This is a genomic window from Nitrospira sp. M1 (assembly GCF_965152605.1).
The window spans coordinates 3,777,171-3,797,984 of sequence record NZ_OZ224217.1; the positions used below are offsets into that span (position 1 = coordinate 3,777,171).

The 20,814-nt window shown below is 48.8% G+C and carries 18 protein-coding genes; 3 read left to right on the plus strand and 15 right to left on the minus strand.

The window, feature by feature from the left end:
- Nucleotides 1-39: 39 nt before the first annotated feature.
- Nucleotides 40-360: a rhodanese-like domain-containing protein gene (locus ACWHX8_RS17030; protein ID WP_447969329.1), complete on the plus strand. Its 321-nt coding sequence runs from the start codon at nt 40-42 to the stop codon at nt 358-360.
- 106 nt (nt 361-466) lie between these two features.
- On the opposite strand, the gene ACWHX8_RS17035 is transcribed toward ACWHX8_RS17030, so the two are convergent.
- From ACWHX8_RS17035 to ACWHX8_RS17100, 14 genes are all read right to left on the minus strand, one after another.
- Nucleotides 467-1,387: an NAD-dependent epimerase/dehydratase family protein gene (locus ACWHX8_RS17035; RefSeq protein WP_447969330.1), complete on the minus strand. Its 921-nt coding sequence runs from the start codon at nt 1,385-1,387 to the stop codon at nt 467-469.
- Between the two features lie 183 nt (nt 1,388-1,570).
- Entirely contained in the window at nt 1,571-2,329 is a 759-nt protein-coding gene (locus tag ACWHX8_RS17040; RefSeq protein ID WP_447969331.1) for a TlyA family RNA methyltransferase, read from the minus strand.
- Nucleotides 2,330-2,393: 64 nt separating this feature from the next.
- On the minus strand, nt 2,394-2,651 hold the full coding sequence (xseB, locus tag ACWHX8_RS17045) for an exodeoxyribonuclease VII small subunit (protein WP_447969332.1): 258 nt from the start codon (nt 2,649-2,651) through the stop codon (nt 2,394-2,396).
- Between the two features lie 172 nt (nt 2,652-2,823).
- Complete coding sequence (gene xseA / locus ACWHX8_RS17050; RefSeq protein ID WP_447969333.1) at nt 2,824-4,167, minus strand: exodeoxyribonuclease VII large subunit; 1,344 nt, start codon at nt 4,165-4,167, stop codon at nt 2,824-2,826.
- An 11-nt stretch (nt 4,168-4,178) separates the two neighbouring features.
- On the minus strand, nt 4,179-4,958 hold the full coding sequence (locus ACWHX8_RS17055; RefSeq protein WP_447969334.1) for a TIGR00282 family metallophosphoesterase: 780 nt from the start codon (nt 4,956-4,958) through the stop codon (nt 4,179-4,181).
- Nucleotides 4,959-4,978: 20 nt separating this feature from the next.
- Nucleotides 4,979-6,547 (minus strand): ribonuclease Y, encoded by a 1,569-nt coding sequence (gene rny / locus ACWHX8_RS17060; protein WP_447971931.1) that lies wholly within the window; start codon nt 6,545-6,547, stop codon nt 4,979-4,981.
- 1,134 nt (nt 6,548-7,681) lie between these two features.
- Nucleotides 7,682-7,975: a cell division protein ZapA gene (locus ACWHX8_RS17065; protein ID WP_447969335.1), complete on the minus strand. Its 294-nt coding sequence runs from the start codon at nt 7,973-7,975 to the stop codon at nt 7,682-7,684.
- Nucleotide 7,976: 1 nt separating this feature from the next.
- Nucleotides 7,977-8,222, minus strand: coding sequence for a cell division protein ZapB (zapB, locus tag ACWHX8_RS17070; RefSeq protein WP_447969336.1), 246 nt, complete (start codon nt 8,220-8,222; stop codon nt 7,977-7,979).
- Nucleotides 8,223-8,277: 55 nt separating this feature from the next.
- Nucleotides 8,278-10,533, minus strand: coding sequence for a lytic transglycosylase domain-containing protein (locus tag ACWHX8_RS17075; protein WP_447969337.1), 2,256 nt, complete (start codon nt 10,531-10,533; stop codon nt 8,278-8,280).
- A 245-nt stretch (nt 10,534-10,778) separates the two neighbouring features.
- Nucleotides 10,779-11,738, minus strand: a complete 960-nt coding sequence (locus tag ACWHX8_RS17080; RefSeq protein WP_447969338.1) for an isoprenyl transferase — start codon at nt 11,736-11,738, stop codon at nt 10,779-10,781.
- Between the two features lie 100 nt (nt 11,739-11,838).
- Complete coding sequence (locus ACWHX8_RS17085; protein WP_447969339.1) at nt 11,839-12,210, minus strand: hypothetical protein; 372 nt, start codon at nt 12,208-12,210, stop codon at nt 11,839-11,841.
- A 207-nt stretch (nt 12,211-12,417) separates the two neighbouring features.
- Nucleotides 12,418-13,584 (minus strand): HD domain-containing phosphohydrolase, encoded by a 1,167-nt coding sequence (locus tag ACWHX8_RS17090; RefSeq protein ID WP_447969340.1) that lies wholly within the window; start codon nt 13,582-13,584, stop codon nt 12,418-12,420.
- Complete coding sequence (locus ACWHX8_RS17095) at nt 13,577-14,587, minus strand: HDOD domain-containing protein (protein WP_447969341.1); 1,011 nt, start codon at nt 14,585-14,587, stop codon at nt 13,577-13,579. Before ACWHX8_RS17095 ends, ACWHX8_RS17090 begins: the two co-directional genes overlap by 8 nt.
- A complete protein-coding gene (locus ACWHX8_RS17100; protein WP_447969342.1) occupies nt 14,588-16,294 on the minus strand; it encodes an ATP-binding protein in 1,707 nt (568 codons plus the stop codon). It abuts the gene before it with no gap.
- Between the two features lie 481 nt (nt 16,295-16,775).
- Between ACWHX8_RS17100 and ACWHX8_RS17105 the strand changes: the two genes are divergently transcribed.
- Both ACWHX8_RS17105 and ACWHX8_RS17110 read left to right on the plus strand, forming a co-directional pair.
- Nucleotides 16,776-18,317, plus strand: a complete 1,542-nt coding sequence (locus ACWHX8_RS17105; protein ID WP_447969343.1) for a PAS domain-containing sensor histidine kinase — start codon at nt 16,776-16,778, stop codon at nt 18,315-18,317.
- Complete coding sequence (locus ACWHX8_RS17110) at nt 18,317-19,465, plus strand: response regulator (protein WP_447969344.1); 1,149 nt, start codon at nt 18,317-18,319, stop codon at nt 19,463-19,465. Before ACWHX8_RS17105 ends, ACWHX8_RS17110 begins: the two co-directional genes overlap by 1 nt.
- A gap of 30 nt (nt 19,466-19,495) precedes the next feature.
- Here ACWHX8_RS17110 and ACWHX8_RS17115 read toward each other — a convergent pair whose 3' ends face one another.
- The gene (locus ACWHX8_RS17115; protein WP_447969345.1) at nt 19,496-20,752 is read right to left on the minus strand and encodes an HlyD family secretion protein; all 1,257 of its coding nucleotides are present in this window, start codon (nt 20,750-20,752) and stop codon (nt 19,496-19,498) included.
- Between the last annotated feature and the right edge of the window lie 62 nt (nt 20,753-20,814).

Below are 20,814 nucleotides of genomic sequence, written 5' to 3' on the forward strand. Positions count from 1 at the left end.
GGATATTATGATCTCCTATTCTAAAGGAGGTGCTGCCAGATGAGCTATACCATGACCGTTCGGGAACTTAAAGATCGACTTGATAAAGGGGACGACCTGTTTATTTTGGATGTTCGTGAGCCTCACGAATACTCCATGGCAAAAATCGAAGGGTCCGTGTTAATTCCACTCGGAACGCTTCCAACGTCTCTCGACCAACTAGACCCCAATCGCGAAATCATCGCCCTATGCCATAAAGGCATGCGCAGCGCCGATGCTATGGGGTTTTTGCTACAGCAAGGATTTTCCAACGTCAAAAACCTCGTGGGCGGCATTGATGCCTGGTCCGTCGAAATTGATCAATCGGTCCCTCGGTACTAGTGCGTCAGAATTGATTTTGTGAAGCGTCGTTCGTATTTCGTCTATAAGAGTAGTCATTCAGCATCTACGAACAACGAGATACGAGCGACGCACCTTCCATCCCATCTCATGATTTAAAATATTCAACCGTTTGCGCTAGCCCCTCTGGAAGAGTCACATGCGCATCCCAGCCAAATTCTTCTCGCAACTTGGTCACATCTAAGACACTCCGTAGTTGCTCTCCTTTTTTCGCAGGGCCGTAGAGATCTTTACAATCTGACTTGGTAAATTTCTTAAGGTGCGTATAACATTCGTTGACCGTCGTCTCCTGACCAGTTCCAACATTATAAATTCCTTGGATTTCAGGAGATAACGTGGCCATAATCGATTCTACGACATCATCGACGTACACAAAATCTCGTGTCTGTTTCCCTGTGCCATTGATAATCGGCTGATCACCCTTTAACATTTTCTTAGTAAAAATGGCGATGACTCCGGCTTCTCCTTCAGGCTCCTGCCTGGGACCGTAGACATTGCCGAATCGAAGCGCCACATATCGAATACCCTGTTCATGCGCATAATAGGCCAAATACTTTTCTCCAGCCAGCTTGCTAATCCCATAAGGAGAGAGTGGGTCAGTCCGATGAGACTCTGAGGCCGGAAACACTTCTTGTTCTCCGTACACCGCCCCCCCGGAAGAGGCGAACGTGACTTTTCGCACACCGTGCTGCGTGGCATGCTCCAAGAGATTAATGGTTCCAATGATATTCACTGAGGCATCAAACGTCGGGTCTTCTGTCGAGAGTCGGACATTCATCTGTGCGGCTAAGTGGATGATCGTGGTCGGGCGTTGGGTGCGAAGCACTCGATCAATGCTCCGGCTTTGAATATCCATTTTATAGAGCTTGGCTTTCTTATTCACATTTTTTCGCTTACCCGAAGAAAGATTATCAACAACAGAGACTTGAAAGCCTTCTTGGACTAAGCGATCGACAACATGCGACCCAATAAATCCCGCTCCGCCAGTTACCAACACATTCATAGACATACGATCCCTCCAGACAATTCATACCATGTTCAAGCACAACACAACTCAAAAACGTTCTCCGATACCGACCTCACTGACACAGCGCGATACGACCATCACCAATTCTCAGCAGTGCATAGAAGCAACGACCACTGCCTCACTTCATAGTCATAAGAACTCAATGAGTTTTTCCTCTTCAAGCCTTTACGTTTTGGACTGAAGCGCAATGAGGATTTCCCGATTTCCCTTTCGACCTAAGACAGGAGAGTCCATGACACCGATCTGTGAAAATCCTAATGTTTCCGTGAATGCAAGCAGCCCATCTTTGACGGCGAGTCGTTTTCTTTCATCACGAACAATGCCCCCTCGATCGACCTGTCCTTTGCCAACCTCAAACTGAGGTTTCAACAGCATTACGACGGAGGCAGCCTTTCCGAGAAATTTCATGACACTCGGCAGCACAATCCGTAATGAAATAAAGGACACATCGATCACGGCGAGCTCAATACGATCAGGAATGTCCTCAACGGCCAAATACCGAATATTACATCGTTCATGAATGACCACTCTTGGATCATTCCGAAGCTTCCAATCTAACTGTCCATACCCCACGTCAATCGCATAGACTCGCTTAGCCCCATGCTGCAGAAGACAATCCGTAAACCCTCCGGTCGAAGACCCAACATCCATCGCGACCACCCCAGCACACTGAACGTCAAAGGCATCAATCGCCGCCACAAGCTTATCGCCAGCTCGACTGACGTATGTTGTTGCCGGAAGATCAAGAGCGATGTTCATGGATTCATCAATGAGCTTCGCCCGTTTATCAGTTAACACGCCATCAACTCGTACGAGTCCGGCTAAGATATACCGATGTGCTTGCTCACGACTCGCGGCTAAGCCACGAGAGACTAAAACATGATCTAACCGCTGCTTCCTGACAGTCTGACTGGGAGAATTCACACATGTACTCTCAACAAAGTTTGGGCAATGAATCGATGGAATGTATAGAGTATCTGAGAAAAAATTACGATGTCGTATCAGAGGAATCAGCTATAATTTCTCCATCCGAGAAAGCTTGGATTCGTTTTTTTCCATCCTTATCTTGCACAAGAATCTCCACTTTCCGTTCAGCATCGTCAAGGACTTTCAAGCAGGTTTTAGACAATTTAATCCCTTCCTCAAAAATCTTTAACGACTCATCTAAGGGTAATTCCCCACGCTCTAATTCTGTCACAATCGTTTCTAATCGAGCCAAAGCCTGCTCAAATTTAGGGGCTGCCATGTCTTCCTCACCTTCCTCGCGTCAGCACGCACGTATTTCCAGTACTCAATTTCCTTATTCGCGGTCTCGACCTCCGACACTCGTCCTCACACAGGACCCTCATGCAGAACATCTCTGCTCTAGGCTGATGGAATACTCTTGCGATATCAAACTCTGATCGCACATAGGCCAATCAAGATTTCGCTTTAATGGTTTTCACAAGACATTGTACTGTTCCATCAACAAACTTCGCATGAATATGGTCTCCTACCGTAACATCGTTGACGCTTTTGACAAGTTTCTTCCGGTTCAGATTCTCAACGATACTATACCCTCGAGACAACACGGTTAATGGACTCAGCGTATGAAGCATTGCCATCTTGGCCTGACCTTGGTGTCGTTTTTCTTTTACGATACCGTGCATACCATGCATCATTCTGAGCCAGAGTTGAGGAATCAACCGTTGTCCCGCTTGCGTTCGATGTTGAGGCGTATTCGCCAAAACACGTGATGCCAGATAGGTTAACTCCACACGAAGCCGTTTGTGGAAGTTTCTCACCATATATCCCAGACGGGCCTCCAAGTCATCCACGCGCTGCCCATATCGATACAACCAGAGCACCGGGTCGGGCAGATCGGATCGAGCAGATTCAGCTGCATGTCGATCACGCTCCAACCGATTGTGCATGGACCGAGTGAGTCGGTTGACCAGTTGCCTCACCTGAAAAAGAATGTCTTCCGAGGAAGGAGCCACGAGCTCTGCCGCCGCCGATGGAGTTGGCGCACGCAAATCCGCAGCTAAATCCGCTAAGGTCACATCGGTTTCATGCCCGACTGCCGAGATTACGGGAATCTTCGATTCAGCAATGGCGCGAACAACCACTTCCTCGTTAAAAGACCACAGATCTTCAAGCGACCCTCCACCTCTCCCGACGATGAGCACGTCTACTCCACTTACTGTATTCATGACATGGATGGCGTGAGCAATTTGCTGAGCCGCATCCATTCCCTGGACCAAAACAGGATGAATGAGAATAGAAATCATGGGGCAGCGTCGGTGTACAATATTCAACACATCATACAGGGCAGCACCATGCCGGGATGTGATAATTCCAATCTTTGATGGAAATGCAGGAATCGATTGTTTTCGGTAAGGGTCAAAAAGACCTTCTTTTTCTAATTTGGCTTTTAATTGTTCAAAAGCAAGCTGAAGAGACCCAATCCCCTTCGGTTCCACCGATTGGAGAATCAGTTGATAGTCCCCCCGTAACTCATAGGCCGTCACGCCTCCACGGATAATGACTTCCAATCCCTCTTCAAGAGCAAAAGAAAGATGTTGAGCCACTCCCCGAAAGAGCACGACCCGAATTTGACTCGACTGATCTTTAAGCGTGAAATATTGATGACCGGATGACGGTCGACGAAGATTAGAAATCTGCCCTTCGACCCACACCATAGGAAATTGATCTTCCAAGGTGCCTCGGATCTGACGGGTCAGTTCCGAAACGGTCAGAATACGAGAGAGGACATCCTGCAACAGCACGCCCCTTATTCATGGACTTGCAATCGTTGAATACCGATCGCTTTTCCTGTCATAGCATCTAATTCAATCAGCGCTGCACGTAAGACGGCAGGACCGTGGGCTACTTCAAAACGCATGGGGGTTTGCAAAAGGAATTTTTGAATCACAGTATCCGCTTTCATACCAATAACGGAGTTTTGCGGTCCCGTCATCCCTATGTCCGTCAAATAGGCCGTTCCCTTAGGTAGAATCTGCTCATCGGCTGTCTGCACATGGGTATGCGTTCCCACGACGGCTGATACCGTTCCATCCAGAAAGTGGCCCATCGCCATTTTTTCGGATGTGGTTTCGGCATGCATATCTACGATAATGGCGTGAGTTCGTTCTCTCAACTTCGCCACCTCGCGCTCGGCAACTCGAAAAGGACAATCTAGAATCGGCATGAACACTCTCCCCATCAGTTGGAGAATGCCAAGCGATTCGCCCGAAGCCGTTTCAATGACCATCGAGCCTCGACCGGGAACCCCATCAGGATAATTCGCCGGTCGAAGAACACGTGTATCTTTATGGATAAAATCAACAGCTTCCTTTTTATCCCATGCATGATTCCCAAGCGTAATGACCGCAAGACCCAAATCAAATAAATCGCTGGCAATGTCTGGGGTAATCCCGAACCCTCCAGCGGCATTTTCTCCATTCCCAATAACTACATCCACCTCATATTGCGCAATGGCCTTATGCAGACGCTTCATCATGACGCGTCGACCAGGCTCTCCAACAATATCACCAATAAAGAGAATGTTCATGAATAGGCTGCCGCTGCTAGTTACTTGGCAAACTCAATAAAGCGATTTTCCCGTATGACCGTGATTTTAATTTGGCCGGGATACGTCATTTCCTGCTCGATTTTTTTTGCCAAATCACGAGAAAGTGTGAAGGCTTCGGTATCATTCAACTCGCCCTGACGGACGACCACACGAATCTCCCGTCCAGCTTGAATGGCGTACGCTTTGTCAACACCGTTAAACCCTGTGGCCAACGACTCTAACTTTTCAAGTCGCTTGACATAGGCTTCGAGCGTTTCACGGCGAGCGCCAGGTCGAGCCGCAGACAAGGCTTCGGCAGCCGCAACCAGCACAGATTCCGGACAAATTGGTTCGACTTGCTCATGGTGTGCGGCTATGGCATTGACAATTTTTTCTGATTCGCCATATTTTTTGGCCATTTCTGCTCCAAGCATGGCATGCGTTCCCTCTTCTTCATGACTGACCACCTTACCAATGTCATGAAGCAGAGCCCCGCGTTTGGCTAACTTCACATCAAGACCAAGTTCTGATGCCATAATGCCACAAATGTACGCAGCCTCGCGCGCATGATAGAGATTATTCTGACCATAACTGGTTCGATATTTTAAACGTCCCAACAGCTTTACGATTTCCGGGTGGAAGTCGGATAATCCCACTTCAAAAATGACTTTTTCTGCCTCTTCCCGCATGAGTTTGTCCAAATCACCCTTCACCTTCTCAACGACTTCTTCAATACGGGTTGGATGGATGCGCCCATCCTGCATTAACCGCTCGAGAGCAATTTTGGCAATCTCACGACGAAGTGGATCAAACCCAGATACGATGACAGCTTCCGGAGTTTCATCAATAATCAAATCCACTCCAGTGGCAGCTTCTAAGGCTCGAATATTTCTCCCCTCACGTCCGATGATTCGTCCTTTCATCCCATCACTCGCAAGCGGAACAACCGATATGGTGGCCTCATTCACATAATCCCGGGTAATACGCTGAATCGATCGAGTGACCATTTCAAGCGCTTCCTTATCGGCATTCTCGCGCGTTTCATCCAGAATTCGTTTGCTCATGAGCGCCGCGTCTAATTTGGCTTCACTTTCAATTTCACTCAAAAGCTGGCGCTTGGCTTCTTCCACAGTCATACCGGCAACTCGTTCAAGTGCCTGACGGTGCTCACGCACCGCTTGGTCACAGGCCGCTTCTTTGCTTGTGATCCCTTCTTCCCGTTGCGTGAGAGTTTTTTCCCGTCGTCGAGACTCTTCCTCACGCTTTTCTAAGTTGGCATACTTACGATCTAACCCCTCTTCTCGCTGCAACAACTTTTTCTCAGTCGCCTGAAATTCCGAACGTAGTTCTTTTTCTCGCCGTTGTAAATCAGACTTCGCTTGAAACAGCAGGTCCTTTGCTTCAAGCTTGGCTTCTTTAATGATACGATCGGCATCTTGCTCCGCATTGTGTGCCAGCTGACGTGTCTGCTCTTCGGCTTCTGAACGTTTTGATTCATCCTTGTTTCGCTGCATAACCCCGTTCAAAATGAACCCCAGGGCCAATGCCAGAACGCCAACAAGAACTGAAATAGTGATCGTGGTAAAAATGGCAGCCACCCCCTTCCATACTATCCACACTCTAGAGTGGTGGAGACGTGTGAGCCAACGCTCATATTCGAGAGCGACAGACTCAACACGAGAGAATTGTGGTAGAGGAACTGCTAAAAGTAATGCTGTGCCGGAAGGATTGGCCGTCGCGAGAGAAAAGGTTTCGGAGAATATGTGCTGCGAAGACGTACCCGAGAAAATGGCCTATCTCGAAGAAAGTCACCATTCTGGTAACGTAAATTTTTGATAGGAACAGGCGAAGGGAAAAGATTCTGCAGAGGAAAAACAAGTTGATCACGAGAAGAAGCATGCAGTCTGACATACTTGGTCGACGACTCGCTTCTCCACCGAGTAACGATATTCTTCAGGTTGGATACGCAGGTGTTCGCACATTGTCTTCCGAAAACGATCATCAATAGGGTTAGAAACCCAATAAACTTAGCCATTACCAACACGGCTGTAACTTTAAGACAGCCTCCTCCAAATTTCCCTTCTGCATAACAGAAGAGATTGTATACTTTTTTAATTTTAATGATATAACACGTCTTTACACTACCAGAGCTAGGTCATAAGTTTCAAGTTTTCATCATTCCAATAGACTTCTGCCTATACGACGTGCGCTCTGCCCCCCTGGACTCAAGACATCAGACGAGGCGAGAGCTTAAAGTAGACAGCCCGTCATCTACCCCCAGTTTAAACAACAACCGTATCCACGGGTACATAGACTTTCAGCCTTAAGATTTGAGTGTTGGTAACGCGTACATGGAGACAATGAACCGTTGCGCGTTCGCACCCTAGGCATCTCTGAATGTAATGCTATAGCCGTTCCAGTTATGCCGAATCTGCATGTCGTCGCACTGAATGCGGATTGACCCATCGTGATTGAAGCGTCAATTGCCTGTAGGTCATCCAGGCGGGCATAACCTTCCTTACGTTCAGGAGGTACCGCGGTGGAGTTCACCGTATTGTCCTGCTTGGAAGTTATTTGGTTTCGCTATAGCGTTGCCTCAAACAAGATTTCCCTACATATACCAATACCTTAGATGATATGCCTAGAAATCGAAGCAATACAACGCAGGAAACGCGGGTGGTTATGAAAGAGGAGTGACAGAAACGAAATGAAGGAGAACAGGCTTAAGCGGGATTAAGATCAAGTTGATGATCAATGTGCTCAAGCATACTTTGCGTCAACCGTTCAACCTCAACTTCACCTGCCCGTTGCTCGCGCTGGTGCTGAAACAATTGATCGGCAATATTGATGGCAGCCAAGATTGCCAATTTCGTTGGCGTTCCTGTCTTCATGGTTTGCGTTAATGTTCGCATCTGCTCATCGACATAGCTCGCAAGCTGCTGGATGTAGGCTTCATCGCCTTCTCCTTGGAGTGAAAAACACTGGCCGTACACTTCGACTTCAATGGGTTTTCTCACATCATCCCTCCTGGCGGTTACTTGCATTATCAAGAAACTCTAATTCACCAAGAACTTTTTCAATCCGAGAACGTATATTGGTCCGTTCATCTTCCCATCCCTGCGTTAGTTCATCATGTTTGCCAAGTCTCTCCCGCGCCACCTGTAATTCTTCTTCTAACGATGCCTTGTCACGGCGAAGCTCAACGACAAGATCAACTAACTTTCGTACCCGTACTTCCAGAGCTTCTATGTTATCCAAACTCATGGTCCCCCCTTCTCAACATTACTTGGATGAATCCACGAATCGGAATATAAAAAGTTCAGCACATCCTGTCAAGCGAATCCGCCTGACAAGAATGGGCCAATAGTTCTCGATACACACGATAACTGCCGAGTACTCGCTTCACATACCCTCGCGTTTCACGGTAGGAAATTCTCTCAACAAACTCATCAGGATCAGCCTGTGGATCCTGAGCAATCCATCTCCGCACCACATGCGGCCCCGCATTATACGCCGCGACGGTATGAACGAGATTTCCGTTAAATTGCGCCAAAAGCTGGCCCACGTAGGTTGTCCCTAATTGAATATTGGTCTTGGCATCAAACAAATCATCTTTTTGTGGTGAGGGTACGCCTAATTGACTTGCAACTTTCTTTGCCGTTGCGGGCATCAACTGCATCAAGCCGCGAGCTCCAACTCGGGACATGGCTCGTGCATCGTAAAGACTTTCTTCACGAATGAGGCCAGCCACAAGGTAGGGATCCAAACCTGCAGGCGCATGCTGTTGAATAGTCGGTATATAGCCGATGGGATACGCTCCATTCCATGCGTACGAAGATCGAGGAATGAGATCCTGCTTCATTTTTTGTCCAAAATGCCGGATAGCGAGGCGTATTCCAAAGTCATAGGCTCCTGTCTGTTGAGCGAGAGAAATAATTTCAACAAGGTTTGCTGTTTTTGAAGTCGCACGTTTCGTGATGCCCTTCACTTCCTTCGCAGCCTCTGGCAGCAAGCCTAACGTCAATAACTCTCGCGCTTTTTGATAATGCAGGTCTTTCAGAAGATCGGGTGAAACTGCGGATGATGCCGGATGCGTCTCATGCTTGACTAACCCGACGTTCTTCATCGAACCAGATTGAAGCACACGAGCTTTGGCCAATTGCCCATAATACGTCAACGGTTGCTCTTGAACCAGTTTTTGATACACCGCTTGGGCTTTGTCGGCCTGCTGCAATTGAGCGTAAATCCGGCCTTGCCAGTATTGCACTCGCCTCCGAACGTCATAGTCCCGAGAACTCTCACCCAACGTCTTTAATGTCGCCAGAACCTTCTCATATTGTTCTTGTTCATAGTAAATCCACGTCATGCGCCATAAGGCATCCTGGCGCCTTTGGGATGAACGCGCGGACTGAAACGCTTGCTGAAAGGCAGCCAATGCTGGCTCTGTTTTGGCTTGATCATGCAGAAATACTCCCGCAAAAATATGAAGCAAGGACTGTCGATCCCCAGATAGCCCTTTCAGATGTGCCTGCTTATGAAGGGCTAACACTTCAGGGCCTTTCCCCTGCCGAAGATAAGACCGTGCCAACCACACGACTCCATCCTGCTTTCGACTTGATTGAGAGCGTGACACCCGATCGAAAACTTTTTCGGCCTTATCGTACTGCTTCAAACGAGCCAAGGCCATGCCAAGTTTATATTCGGCTTCGTGATATTTTTTCCCTGGCGAAATCTGCTGGAGATACCCTCGAAGTCCGATAATTGCCTGTTCGAATTGGGCCGCCCGATAGAACGCCAGCGTACGCTTGTACTCTTCATCGAGTGTTGGCTTTCGTTGATTCTCTTCAGGTAATTGCTCAAGCAGTTTCTGAGCTTCCCTGCCTTCTGATGTATGAGGCACCTTCCACCAGACTTCTCGAAGAGCCTTTTGGGCATCATCCATCTTACCCAGCTCGACATAACATTTTCCGATCTCGAGTAACGCGCTCGCGGCCTGCGATGATTGCGGTGCACTCCTAATGGCACGAGAATACCAACGAATTGCGAGTTCGCAATCTCCAGATTCACGCCAGGCTTGCCCCGCTAAGACCAACGCCTCAAGTCTCAATCGCGATTGAGAACCCCAAGTCTCCACGCCTTCTAACACTTTCGCCGCTTCATGGGGTCGATGTGCGTTCAGGAGCGTTTGAGCCAACCAGAGTTGTAGATAGTCTTGCAAGAGCGGGAAAGTCTCATTCGCTTGCCGAAAGTAGGCAATCGCGTCAGCCGGAGACGTATCCTTCAACATGAGACCAAGATGAACGCCGGCTCGATCAGCCCAAACCGTTCCAGGAAACTCGTCTTGAACTTTTTTTAAATTGGCAATCGAGTACGACTCGGGAACCACAGAGGCAGGGGGGCGTGATTCAGGATTCACGGCTTGATGAAAACAGGACTCTGCAGTTTGACAGAGCACAGGGTACGGTTCGGGGGAAGGCAATGATTCGGCAGAAAATGCCGATATCCCCAGAAACACGCTCATCAAAACACACTGAGCAGTCGAGATAGTTCGTCTTCGGGTAGAACGCATTGCCATGTTCATCCTTGGGAAACCATTACAACGTCACATAACCATATCATTCATCGACAGGATTCTCTCAAGTATACCGAAGATATGCCTAGCTTCAAGAACAAACAGCCTCAAAAAATTTTGAGCAACAGATATGCGTGCTGTAGGAGGAAAGCTTTGAACCTGTCAGATCGCAACGGCACGCAGCCGGCAATTAGAGAAGAGAACCATGTCCCTAACACTCATCACATCGGTCAGACATTGCCTCAGGGTCAGTCCAGCCACGAAGACACGAGAGATTGACACACATACCCAGACGCCAAACCAACAGCGTGACTCCATTGTTTTTTTAACGGCGACGTAACGCGACAGACCTCTCTATCTTTCTCTCCATGTACGATCTCGGGACAGCTTGATGTCTCAGAAGTTTGGCAAGAACTCTCCTCCTTCAGACTTAACCCTCCTAGGCGACGGTCACGAGCCTGATAATCCAATAAGGCCAAGAGCAAGTCTCGGCGACGAAAATCCGGCCAGAGTGTTTTGGTAAAATACAGTTCGGAATAGGCTATCTGCCACAACAAAAAATTGCTCACCCGCGACTCACCACTCGTTCGAATGACTAAATCGGGATCGGGCAAGTCGGCGGTGGAAAGATATTGTGCGAACTGTGCCTCATTGAGACAATGGCGGTCAACCAACCCATTCTCAGCATCCTGCACAATGTTATTGACGGCCGTGAGAATTTCATCTCGTCCACCGTAACTGAGCGCGATGGTCAGCGTAAATTGCTGAGCCCTCTCAGTGGCCCGCTCAAGTTCCCGGATCATGACTTGGATGGGCTTTGGCAATAACGCTACCCGGCCAATGACTCGAAAACGAACACCTTCCTGAAGGAATTGTCGACAATGTTGCTGAAAAAATTCCATGAACAGTTCCATGAGCAGAGTGACCTCTTCGTGAGGTCGTTTCCAATTCTCTAAAGAAAAGGCATACAGCGTCAGAGCCGAAATCCCAAGATCCCGACAAAGGGTGACAACATCACGAGCCGATTCCACTCCAGCTCGATGCCCAGCGATACGTGACTTTCCGCGCTGCAATGCCCACCTCCCGTTCCCATCCATAATAATGGCGATATGCCGAGGGAGTGCATCGACGTGCAATTGAGAGATTAAGGTTTCAACTGAATCGTGGGAACCTTCGTGATGAGAGCGATGCATAGAGGTCCTATTCATATTCAAATCACCCTGATACGTGTATTGTTCAAACCGCGAAATGTGGGAAACACCTATGAAGCATGATCGTTCAATTGGTAGGGAGAACAACCACCTACATTTAGGAAACTAAGCCATACACAAACAGGACAACCCCGACAAGTAGAGCAAAACCAAACAACATTTGAAGCGCAGTTTTTTTACCGGATGTCAACGAATTCCATTCGTCGTACAACTCAGAGAGCCATTGATTATTTGCCCCTCGCTGATCGTGCATTGCGCCACCTGAAACTCCTTGCTCTTCGGGTACAACGGGAGACCTCAGCTCAACTAGCTGAGATTGGGTCTCCTGAGGTACAGGAGAGGAAGTGCCTGAATGATCCTGAACAACAACCGCCTTGGGAGCGGTTGGATTCGCCTCTCCGCAATGCGGACAGGATACGGCGTAGTTTGACATCTCCCCATTGCATTGGGGACAGGGAGTCATAGCCATATGATCGCTCTCTTCTCAGGACTACAACGAATCCGAATACACATCAGTATGCTTGCACACGATACGTGTAAGCCCTCGTGATTCTCACAGACATTCGACATCGCAGGTGCTCGTGCTTCCATCGTCTACACCGTATTCCCAGTCTTATCATCCGCGTTTGTCAGCATGGGCAAGTCCTCCCTGGACTTCAGAAACAGAGGCTGCACATTACGGCGTGGATACCGCACCTTCAGCAAGCGGCACAATCACTTTAATGGGCTCTTGAATCGGTCTTTGATGCGCCAAATGCATAAGGTGCATCAACAATCCATCGGTCAATTGTTGCCCCTTACTGATAATAACTTTCCCCGTCTCATCCCGAACACCTTCGGCCAGAATCATTCCTGAGGTTAGCCCTTCTAATGACAACTCCATAATGGCGTATTTCTTATCTTTTTCGAAGGATTGCTTGAGGGCATCGAGTAAAATGGGATCGTACCACCCTTCACGCTTCCGCAATTCATACATGGCCGCATCCTGCTCCATCCCACCCGTCTCTAAGGTATCAAAATCCAAAACCACCTTTAGCATGCGCGCTTCAACCGGGATTTCCCTTCCCTGATCCGAGGAATCCATCGGTGGCCCACTTCCATCATATCGTTTTTCTTGAAAACGAATGATTTTCGCGACTTCTTCCATGCGCGGAATAGCTTCCAGCAAATCCCCTCCAATCTGCGGATGCTTGAAAAAAAGCTCCTCTTCCTGAGAGGTTAACGGTTCACCACGATACTGCTTTCGAAGCACTTCCTGGGGCATCGTCACCGTTCCAATTTGAGAGAGCAGCGCTGCGGTCTCAACAAGCCACGAGCAATCGACTCCCATGGGCCTCGTCATCCCCTTCATATATCGTTGTATACGTGAAGTCCGACCAAACGCCTCTGGGTTTGATAAAGAAAACACTTCGATGAGACTTTTCAAGCACCCATTCAATGTTCGCTCAAGAATATCGCGCTCCGCTCGCAACAGCCGATGATGCTCAAGGCCAGCTTGAATAGTCTCAAGTAATAATTCATGTGGACATGGTTTTGAGAGAAATCGAAACACCGCGCCATCATTGACGGCTTTCATCGCCGTCTCGACGTCGGCATAGCCCGTAATTAAGATCCGAGACGCATCGGGCATTTGTGCTTTGACCATCTTTAAAAACTCAATTCCATCGACATTGGGCATGCGAAAATCCGATACCACAACCGCAAATGGGCCATCGCTGCTTAGCTTCTCGATCCCCCATTCAGAACCTAAGGCCGTATCGACTTCAAACCCTTTACGAAACTGTCGCTTGTACGCATCCAAGACATTTCGACTGTCGTCAACGAATAAGATTTTTTCAGGCATAGCCAAGCTCCTGACTCTGAATCTTCGCCACGTACCGATGCCATTTGGGCCATGGGTCAACATAGCCATGAACGGATAAATATTCCATCGCGCGATCCGAGGGAATTCCATCACTATCTTGCGGCCATCCACCACCATCAAGAATATTGGCAGCATAGACAGCAAGCAGTGGCGTCACCCCGGATGATCCAAGTCCCAGGGGATTGTCGTGGAATGCGACCGCATCAACAATTGCTTGAGGAAACCTGTGACGCTGAAGATATTCTGCGCCAACAATGTCATGGGAAAGACCCAACTCATGCAGCTCCGCCGTTGCAAGAGAGAGACTCTCGCGCCTTGCCCGTGACACGACACTCCCATAACGACTAGACCCAAGTGACATCGCGAACATAGCCAGACCAATATCATGTAAATACCCAGCCACACAGGATTGCGTGATCACCTCTGAGTCTCCGCACTCGCCTTTGGCAAGAAACCCTGCCAGGCAACCTGTACGGATGCTATGCTTCCACAACGCATCAACACTCAGCTGTTCATCCTCCTGTTTCTCCAGTGCAGCAAAAATTTGTGCGACAACCAATAATTGATCCACCGTCTCTGCTCCCAACCACGTAAGTCCTTGCTGAACCGTCTCGGGAAAGACACCAAAAACCTTGCAGGTTGCCTGCAACAGTGCCAGCAACTTGCATGTGATGCGCTCATCACATTCATTCCACATGGCACCGTGACGACACGAATGATCCAATCTAGACAGACTATCTTCATGGCGGAGGCAAGGTCGCAGGGCAAACGATGAGCGATCGAAGTCATGTTCCTTGAGGCCATCCGTTGAGCTATCAAACGGCCTGAGAAGATCCCAAGTCAGAGTCGTGCCCAGCAGGTCAAAACTTCTCTCCAGTGGAGTCCAATCTACCTCTTTTGGAATAACCCACAAAGACATATGCGAACCTTGCCCTTGAGGAGACACATGGTCAGTACAGACAAGATGACGAGTCCACTTCATTTACGTGCACCGCGCCTTTCGATCGACACCGACTCCAAGGGGAAACCGTACGATAAACGTCGTGCCATCCAAAGAGAGTGATTCAAATGAAAGAAGGCCTCCATGCGTATGCACAATGGTGGAATGTGCGAATGCTAACCACGGACTCGTCTCTGCCTCCACACGAGTGAGAGTCAAACTTCGATCACCTACTTTCGAGGGGATGGCTGGAGGAACTCGTGTTCCAGTATCGGCAATCCGAATTTCAACCCACTCGTGAGTCTTCCGCGTACTAATCGTAATGGTGCCTTTTTCTGCTGAATCATTTGGCAATGACTGTTGAATCGCTTGTGCCGCATGAATCATGAAATCACACCACACTCGAATTAATTGAGTTGGTGTGCCGAAAATCTGAGGAAGATCCCCCTCAAAATCTGTCACAATGTCAGCGATGTCCAGCCACTTTTTAGGCAAAAGACTTATCGCGCTTTGAAGCGAATGCTTCAGGTCAATCGTGACTTTTTCCTCTGGCACGGAATAAGACGACTCATGGAGTGTGCCGACGAACTCCTTCACTCGGTCCGTTCCTTCCAGACTGTTCGTGAAGACGGCAGGGATCTCTCTTAGCAGGCCCTCAAAATCAATGTCGTTCATGACACGTGAGACCGTTTCAGAAATGTGGTGATTCGTACCATTGACGTCAGGCTGCTGAAAAAGCTTGCCATACGCATCGAGAAGTTTTTGGATGTCATGAAAACTCGTCTCTAAAAATCGAATATTTTCAGCAATACGATGAACCGAAGACGTCATTGCCTGAGAACCCGCAGGCGAAGCCGACAATCCCTTACCTGACTCGCAAACTTGTCCAAGCATCACAATACCTACAGGGGTATCGGTCTCACCTCGGATAGGGCTCACGGTCATATCTACAATACGTTCTGTTCGCGACGGGTCAAGATATCGCAACGTTGGAACCCGGACAGGTTGCCGCTGTTCACGGCAATCCTGGACAGCAGTCATGAGAGCATCCCAATCCCACTGAATGTCGGTTAATTGAAGTGCATTTCCTAAAATTATTGAAGACGGGACTTCAAACACCTGTTCAGCCACGGCATTCCACCGAATGACGCGATTGCCCTCATCGAGACCAATTAATATTGAAGGAATGGCCGTCACCAAACTTTCGGTTTCGGCCAGCACGTGCCGTAGAGCCTGTTCCGCCTGACTACAGGATGCCATACGTTCGTTCACTCGGTGGGCAACATTCCACTTCGTTGTGAGAGAGTCAGCAAGTTGCTGGACTTCGATCATGTCAAAGGGTTTGCGTAAAATGAGCAACTTTTCGCTATGCCCTAATCGTTGCATGATCTGATCCCATTGATGATCCGAGTACGCCGTGCAGATCACCATCTGCAAAGCTGAATCCACCTTCCATATATATTCAATTGTCTCAATCCCATCCCACCCTGGTGGCATTCGCATATCGACAAAAGCCATGGCGAAGGGACGGTTTTCCCGCACCGCCTTCTGGACAAGCGCCAACCCGATTTGCCCTTGGTCGGCACATTCAATTTCATACCTTCCTGCTGTCTCAGCATCTTGGTTGTCGCCAAACAGTATTTTCTGGGCCTCCGCTAAACTGTCACTCCTGGAATCACCTCCGAGAATCTTCCTGAAATCTTCATGAATGGCCTGATTGTCATCAATAATCAAAATTCGCCTGTTCATGTCAGATTCACATTTCGTCATCGACACAATCTTCCTCTTTCTCTTAATAATGAAGACCCCAGATTCATCATGTATCTGAAAAGTCCGTATCCTTATTTTCTCGGTCGGACACTTGACTCTCTTGAATAGGGAATAGGGTTTGCATACTCATGGCCTACCAACAGGCTGCCCCGACCAAGGTATGTGCGTCACAAACTTTCCCTTACCTATACCTACAGGCCTAGTTTTATTCAGCAAGCCATGGAACATTCACCTCAGCCCCTTCAATAGAAAGACTCATGCGAAACCGACTTGCCCGCCGTTCAGGCTATTCACCCGCGCACCATTAATAAAGCAATGGGAAATGCCGAAAACGAAGGGAGATACGTGTGGTCTCTGAGACTGTGAGAGCAGCACCCTCTGTGCTCCACATTGAATACCAGCACTCCACAAGAGTCATTTCCGGGTATCGACGCTCACTCGCTAGAAAATCGAGGACATATTGGCAAATTCCAGTGCATCAGCATCAAAAGACTGTACGAATTTGGACACCCTCAAGATTGTACTGGACTCATCACCATTTCCGATGGTCCTGATCGATTCATACGGCACAATTGCCATGGCAAACTGGTCAGCAGAATCGCTCCTTTGCTATGAACCCCAACAACTGACTGAACAGCCTATTGAATCGTTGTTTTCTACGTTGGCGCATTCGGCCACCACTCCACATGGCACGTCTCCATTTATTCAACTTTGGAGAGGGTCGTTAGAAAAACAACAAGAACTCACGGCATTACGGAAAGACGGCAACCAATTTCCCGTTGAGGTGTCCTTACACCCTCGCCAGACGACTGCGGGACTGCATCTTCTTGTGACTCTTATCGATGCCACCGAACGAAAGTGGGCCAAAAGCGAATTCAACCGGTTAAGTCTGCATCAGCAATACATCCTGCAATCAGCAGGTGAAGGTATCTATGGATTAAACTTGAACGGGCAATTAACCTTTATCAATCCAGCTGGGGCGAACATGGTGGGCTGGAAGGCAGAGGAGATCTTAGGACAGCCGCAACATACAGCATTCGAGCATGGCCGCCTTGATAAACCATGTCTCAGCTCTGATGCGTGTCATATCGTGGCGGCCTTCCGGGATAGCGCAATACATCATGTTGATGACGAAGTCTTCTGGCGAAAAGACGGCTCCTGTTTCCCTGTCGAATACACCAGTACGCCTCTACACGATGAAACAGACAGGGTCATTGGGGCCGTGGTAACGTTTCGTGATATCACGCAACGCAAACTGATGGAAAAAGCCGATCATGACCTACGAGTCATGAAAGACGAATTCATCGCCACAGCCTCCCACGAACTCAAAACCCCAATTGCCTCGCTCCGAGGATTCATGAAGCTTATTCTTCATGGAAAAGTTACCGATCCAGTTGTTCAACAAGAATTTTTGGCCCGAGCTAATCAAGATGTCGAGCGACTGCTTACGTTGGTTCACAACTTGCTAGATACATCAAAACTTGAAACTGGGGTGAGTCAATTTTTATTGGAAGACGTGGAACTGAAGGTTATGGTCACCGACACATTTGAAACCCTCGCCCCGCTTGCCAAGAATAAAGAGATTAGGCTCCAGCAGGAATTACCATCGGAACCCATCGTCGTCAAAGTCGATCGACAAGCGTTCCAACGCGTACTAGAAAATTTACTGAGTAACGCTATCAAGTTTTCCGATCTGCAACGGCCTGTTCTCGTGACTGGGAAACACACGGCAGATGGGACCGTCATTCACGTCATTGACCATGGCCCAGGGTTTCCTCAAGAGGAGGCCACTCGCCTATTCGAAAAATTTTATCAGGCGAAAAGCCTCACTAAACGAGCTGACGGCGGTTCGGGCCTTGGCTTGTTTATCGCGAAAAAAATCATTGAAGGGCATGGCGGACAAATCTCAGTAGAAAGCACAGTCGGACAAGGAGCCACCTTCACTATTTCTCTGCCGACTCGGGAAATCACAACATCGATGCACAATGAGGAGATCTCCTAATGGCTGACAAAATCGTGATCGTTGACGATGAACCAAACTTCTTACGCATGCTTGAGTTCACCTTACAGTCCGAAGGGTACGAAGTCATCACTGCAGAAACAGGAAGGGAAGGGATAGAGAAAATTCAATCTGCACAACCTCACCTCGCCATCCTTGATGTCTCATTACCCGATATCAGCGGAATAGAACTGTGCGAGCAGCTTCGTCAAGATTCAAAGACCGTTGATATTCCAGTCATCATGTTAAGTGCTCGCTCACAAACACACGATAAGATTAAAGGGTTACGTGCTGGGTCTGACGAATATGTGACGAAACCCATTGATCCGGAAGAAATCGTCGCACGGGTCGAAACCCTGTTGAGTCGCAGCCGTCTCTTACGGCAATCAAGTGCCGCATCAATGAAAAAAGGAAAAATCTTTGCATTCATGGGAAGCACCGGTGGAGTCGGAGCCACGACCGTGGCGCTCAACATTGCCGCCGCGTTGACCCAGCGATCCCCTGATACCGCGATCATTGAATATCGACCGTACACGGGAACCACGGCCCTTCAACTTGGCATGACGCCAGATCGCACGCTAGGAGACCTCCTTGCTCTTGAGACCGCCGACATCACGCATCAACACCTTGACCGGCATTTGTCCACCCACACCAGCGGCATGAGAGTACTCTGCGCGTCACAATCTCCTCAGGAATATCGAGAGCTTCTCCCTGATCACACGGAATCCATTCTGCAAGGGTTAGCGGAAATCATGGACTATTCCATTCTTGACTTACCCTCAATACCGCTTGCCGTCTTGCCAACGGTTCTCCAGCATTGTCATGTCTTGTCTTTTGTCATTGAGCCAGAACCCATTTCGCTTGCCTGCGCCAAAAATCTCATGGATTTACTCAAGGCATGGGGGAATACTCCCATTCGTGTCGTGCTCGTCAATCACGGACGCTCCTCCTCAAGTCTTTCGCTTTCAGAGGTAAAACGTCAACTCAACTGTGAAATTCTGGGTGTGATGACTCCCGCCGCCGAACTGTGTGTGAAAGCCTGCAACGCACAATCACCTGTCGTCCTCTCTCATCCCAATAGCCTCGCGGCCAACGCTCTCCTTGAAATGACAGATCGACTCGTCGAAGAACATGTCATGGCGCTCGCGTAACGAAATCTCACGATAGCGCGTTGTCGTGTTTTACTGTCGAGTAAACCAGACCCAGACAATCATTTCTTGCCGAACATTTGGTGGGAGTGGATCACGAAGCAAGACTTTTACGGGATGGGCAAGTTGAGGAAGGTGCGATGGAGAGCGAGCTTTATCGGGACCGACGCGAAAGATATCTTCCGTTCTTCGTTGAGAGGGATAGAGCATCGCGACATACCCTTCCAAATAATCATCTGACAGACCTTTGATTTTGACCCATGCTTCCTGGTCTGGGTGAATTTCGGAAAAGACGTCACCTTCAACATAGGCCTCTGCCCACACTTCTTTCGGATCCATCAGGCCAACGACGGTGTCATTATGATCTACGACTTCTCCAACGGTCCGTGGTAGCCATGACACAATACCCGCCTGTGGAGCCGTCACCTCCAATTCACTCAATTGCGACCTCACAGACTCCACATCCGCCTCCGCTTGCTGAACGTCTAAACGAAGCAGCGCAAGATTATTTTTCGTTTTTTCCCGTTCGTGTGCGTACGCTTTCTGTTCTTGATCCCACAGAGCCTTGGCCCCTTGCATCGCCGCCGCCGCCTTGGCAAGACGAGCTTCAACAGCCAGAAGTTCAGCCTGAGCCGTCTCAAATTCCAGCGTGGACTGTTCCCATTCACCAATAGTGAGTGCTTGAAGAAGGTACAGACGCTTGGCACGATCCTGGGCTTGTTGCATGTGCTCGAAATTGAGCCGCACCTTGTCAAGGTCTGCTTCAGCCTCATGATATTCGTGGCGAGCAAGAGTATAGTGCTCCTTGCCTTGAAGGAGACGCATGCGAGAAGCTGGATCCAATCCAATATTTTCAAATAATCTCAAGCGAGCACGTGCCTGCTCTTCGGCAGCTTGGACCTTCTTCAGTTCGCTTTGTATCTCCCAGTCATCAAGTTTCACCAGCACCTGCCCCGGTTTGACAGACTCACCCTCTCGAACATAAATCGAAGCCACTCGCCCTTTCAGGGGTGAGGTAATATAGGCCTGTTGGAACATCATGCGACCTGTCGTCATGATCCACTGCGACTCCCAATACCAGTAGCCCATCCCAGCAAAGAGAATAAGGCCAAGCACGACAAAGAACCAATGTCGAGGATTCATTTTTCGAGACACAGGCCGCTGGGGGACATGAGAAGCTGCTGAAGAAGAAGCCGTATCAGACTCTGTAGACGAAGGCTGATCGATTGGAGGTGAATCGACAAGAGGCGCCGGGGGAGTTGTGTGATTGCCATTACGAAGTCGCATCATATGTATTCCCTCTCCAATCGATCATGACCTGAAAGTACCAAAGGCAGAGTGTCAAGCATTGC

What these genes read in the sequence shown, in the direction of transcription:
- ACWHX8_RS17110 (WP_447969344.1), top strand. Translation starts at nt 18,317, where the DNA reads ATGGCTGACAAAATCGTGATCGTTGACGATGAACCAAACTTCTTACGC.
- ACWHX8_RS17035 (WP_447969330.1), bottom strand. Translation starts at nt 1,387, where the DNA reads ATGTCTATGAATGTGTTGGTAACTGGCGGAGCGGGATTTATTGGGTCG.
- ACWHX8_RS17055 (WP_447969334.1), bottom strand. Translation starts at nt 4,958, where the DNA reads ATGAACATTCTCTTTATTGGTGATATTGTTGGAGAGCCTGGTCGACGC.
- xseB (WP_447969332.1), bottom strand. Translation starts at nt 2,651, where the DNA reads ATGGCAGCCCCTAAATTTGAGCAGGCTTTGGCTCGATTAGAAACGATT.
- ACWHX8_RS17080 (WP_447969338.1), bottom strand. Translation starts at nt 11,738, where the DNA reads ATGAATAGGACCTCTATGCATCGCTCTCATCACGAAGGTTCCCACGAT.
- ACWHX8_RS17085 (WP_447969339.1), bottom strand. Translation starts at nt 12,210, where the DNA reads ATGGCTATGACTCCCTGTCCCCAATGCAATGGGGAGATGTCAAACTAC.
- ACWHX8_RS17095 (WP_447969341.1), bottom strand. Translation starts at nt 14,587, where the DNA reads ATGAAGTGGACTCGTCATCTTGTCTGTACTGACCATGTGTCTCCTCAA.
- ACWHX8_RS17030 (WP_447969329.1), top strand. Translation starts at nt 40, where the DNA reads ATGAGCTATACCATGACCGTTCGGGAACTTAAAGATCGACTTGATAAA.
- zapB (WP_447969336.1), bottom strand. Translation starts at nt 8,222, where the DNA reads ATGAGTTTGGATAACATAGAAGCTCTGGAAGTACGGGTACGAAAGTTA.
- ACWHX8_RS17075 (WP_447969337.1), bottom strand. Translation starts at nt 10,533, where the DNA reads ATGGCAATGCGTTCTACCCGAAGACGAACTATCTCGACTGCTCAGTGT.
- ACWHX8_RS17115 (WP_447969345.1), bottom strand. Translation starts at nt 20,752, where the DNA reads ATGATGCGACTTCGTAATGGCAATCACACAACTCCCCCGGCGCCTCTT.
- ACWHX8_RS17090 (WP_447969340.1), bottom strand. Translation starts at nt 13,584, where the DNA reads ATGCCTGAAAAAATCTTATTCGTTGACGACAGTCGAAATGTCTTGGAT.
- ACWHX8_RS17100 (WP_447969342.1), bottom strand. Translation starts at nt 16,294, where the DNA reads ATGAACAGGCGAATTTTGATTATTGATGACAATCAGGCCATTCATGAA.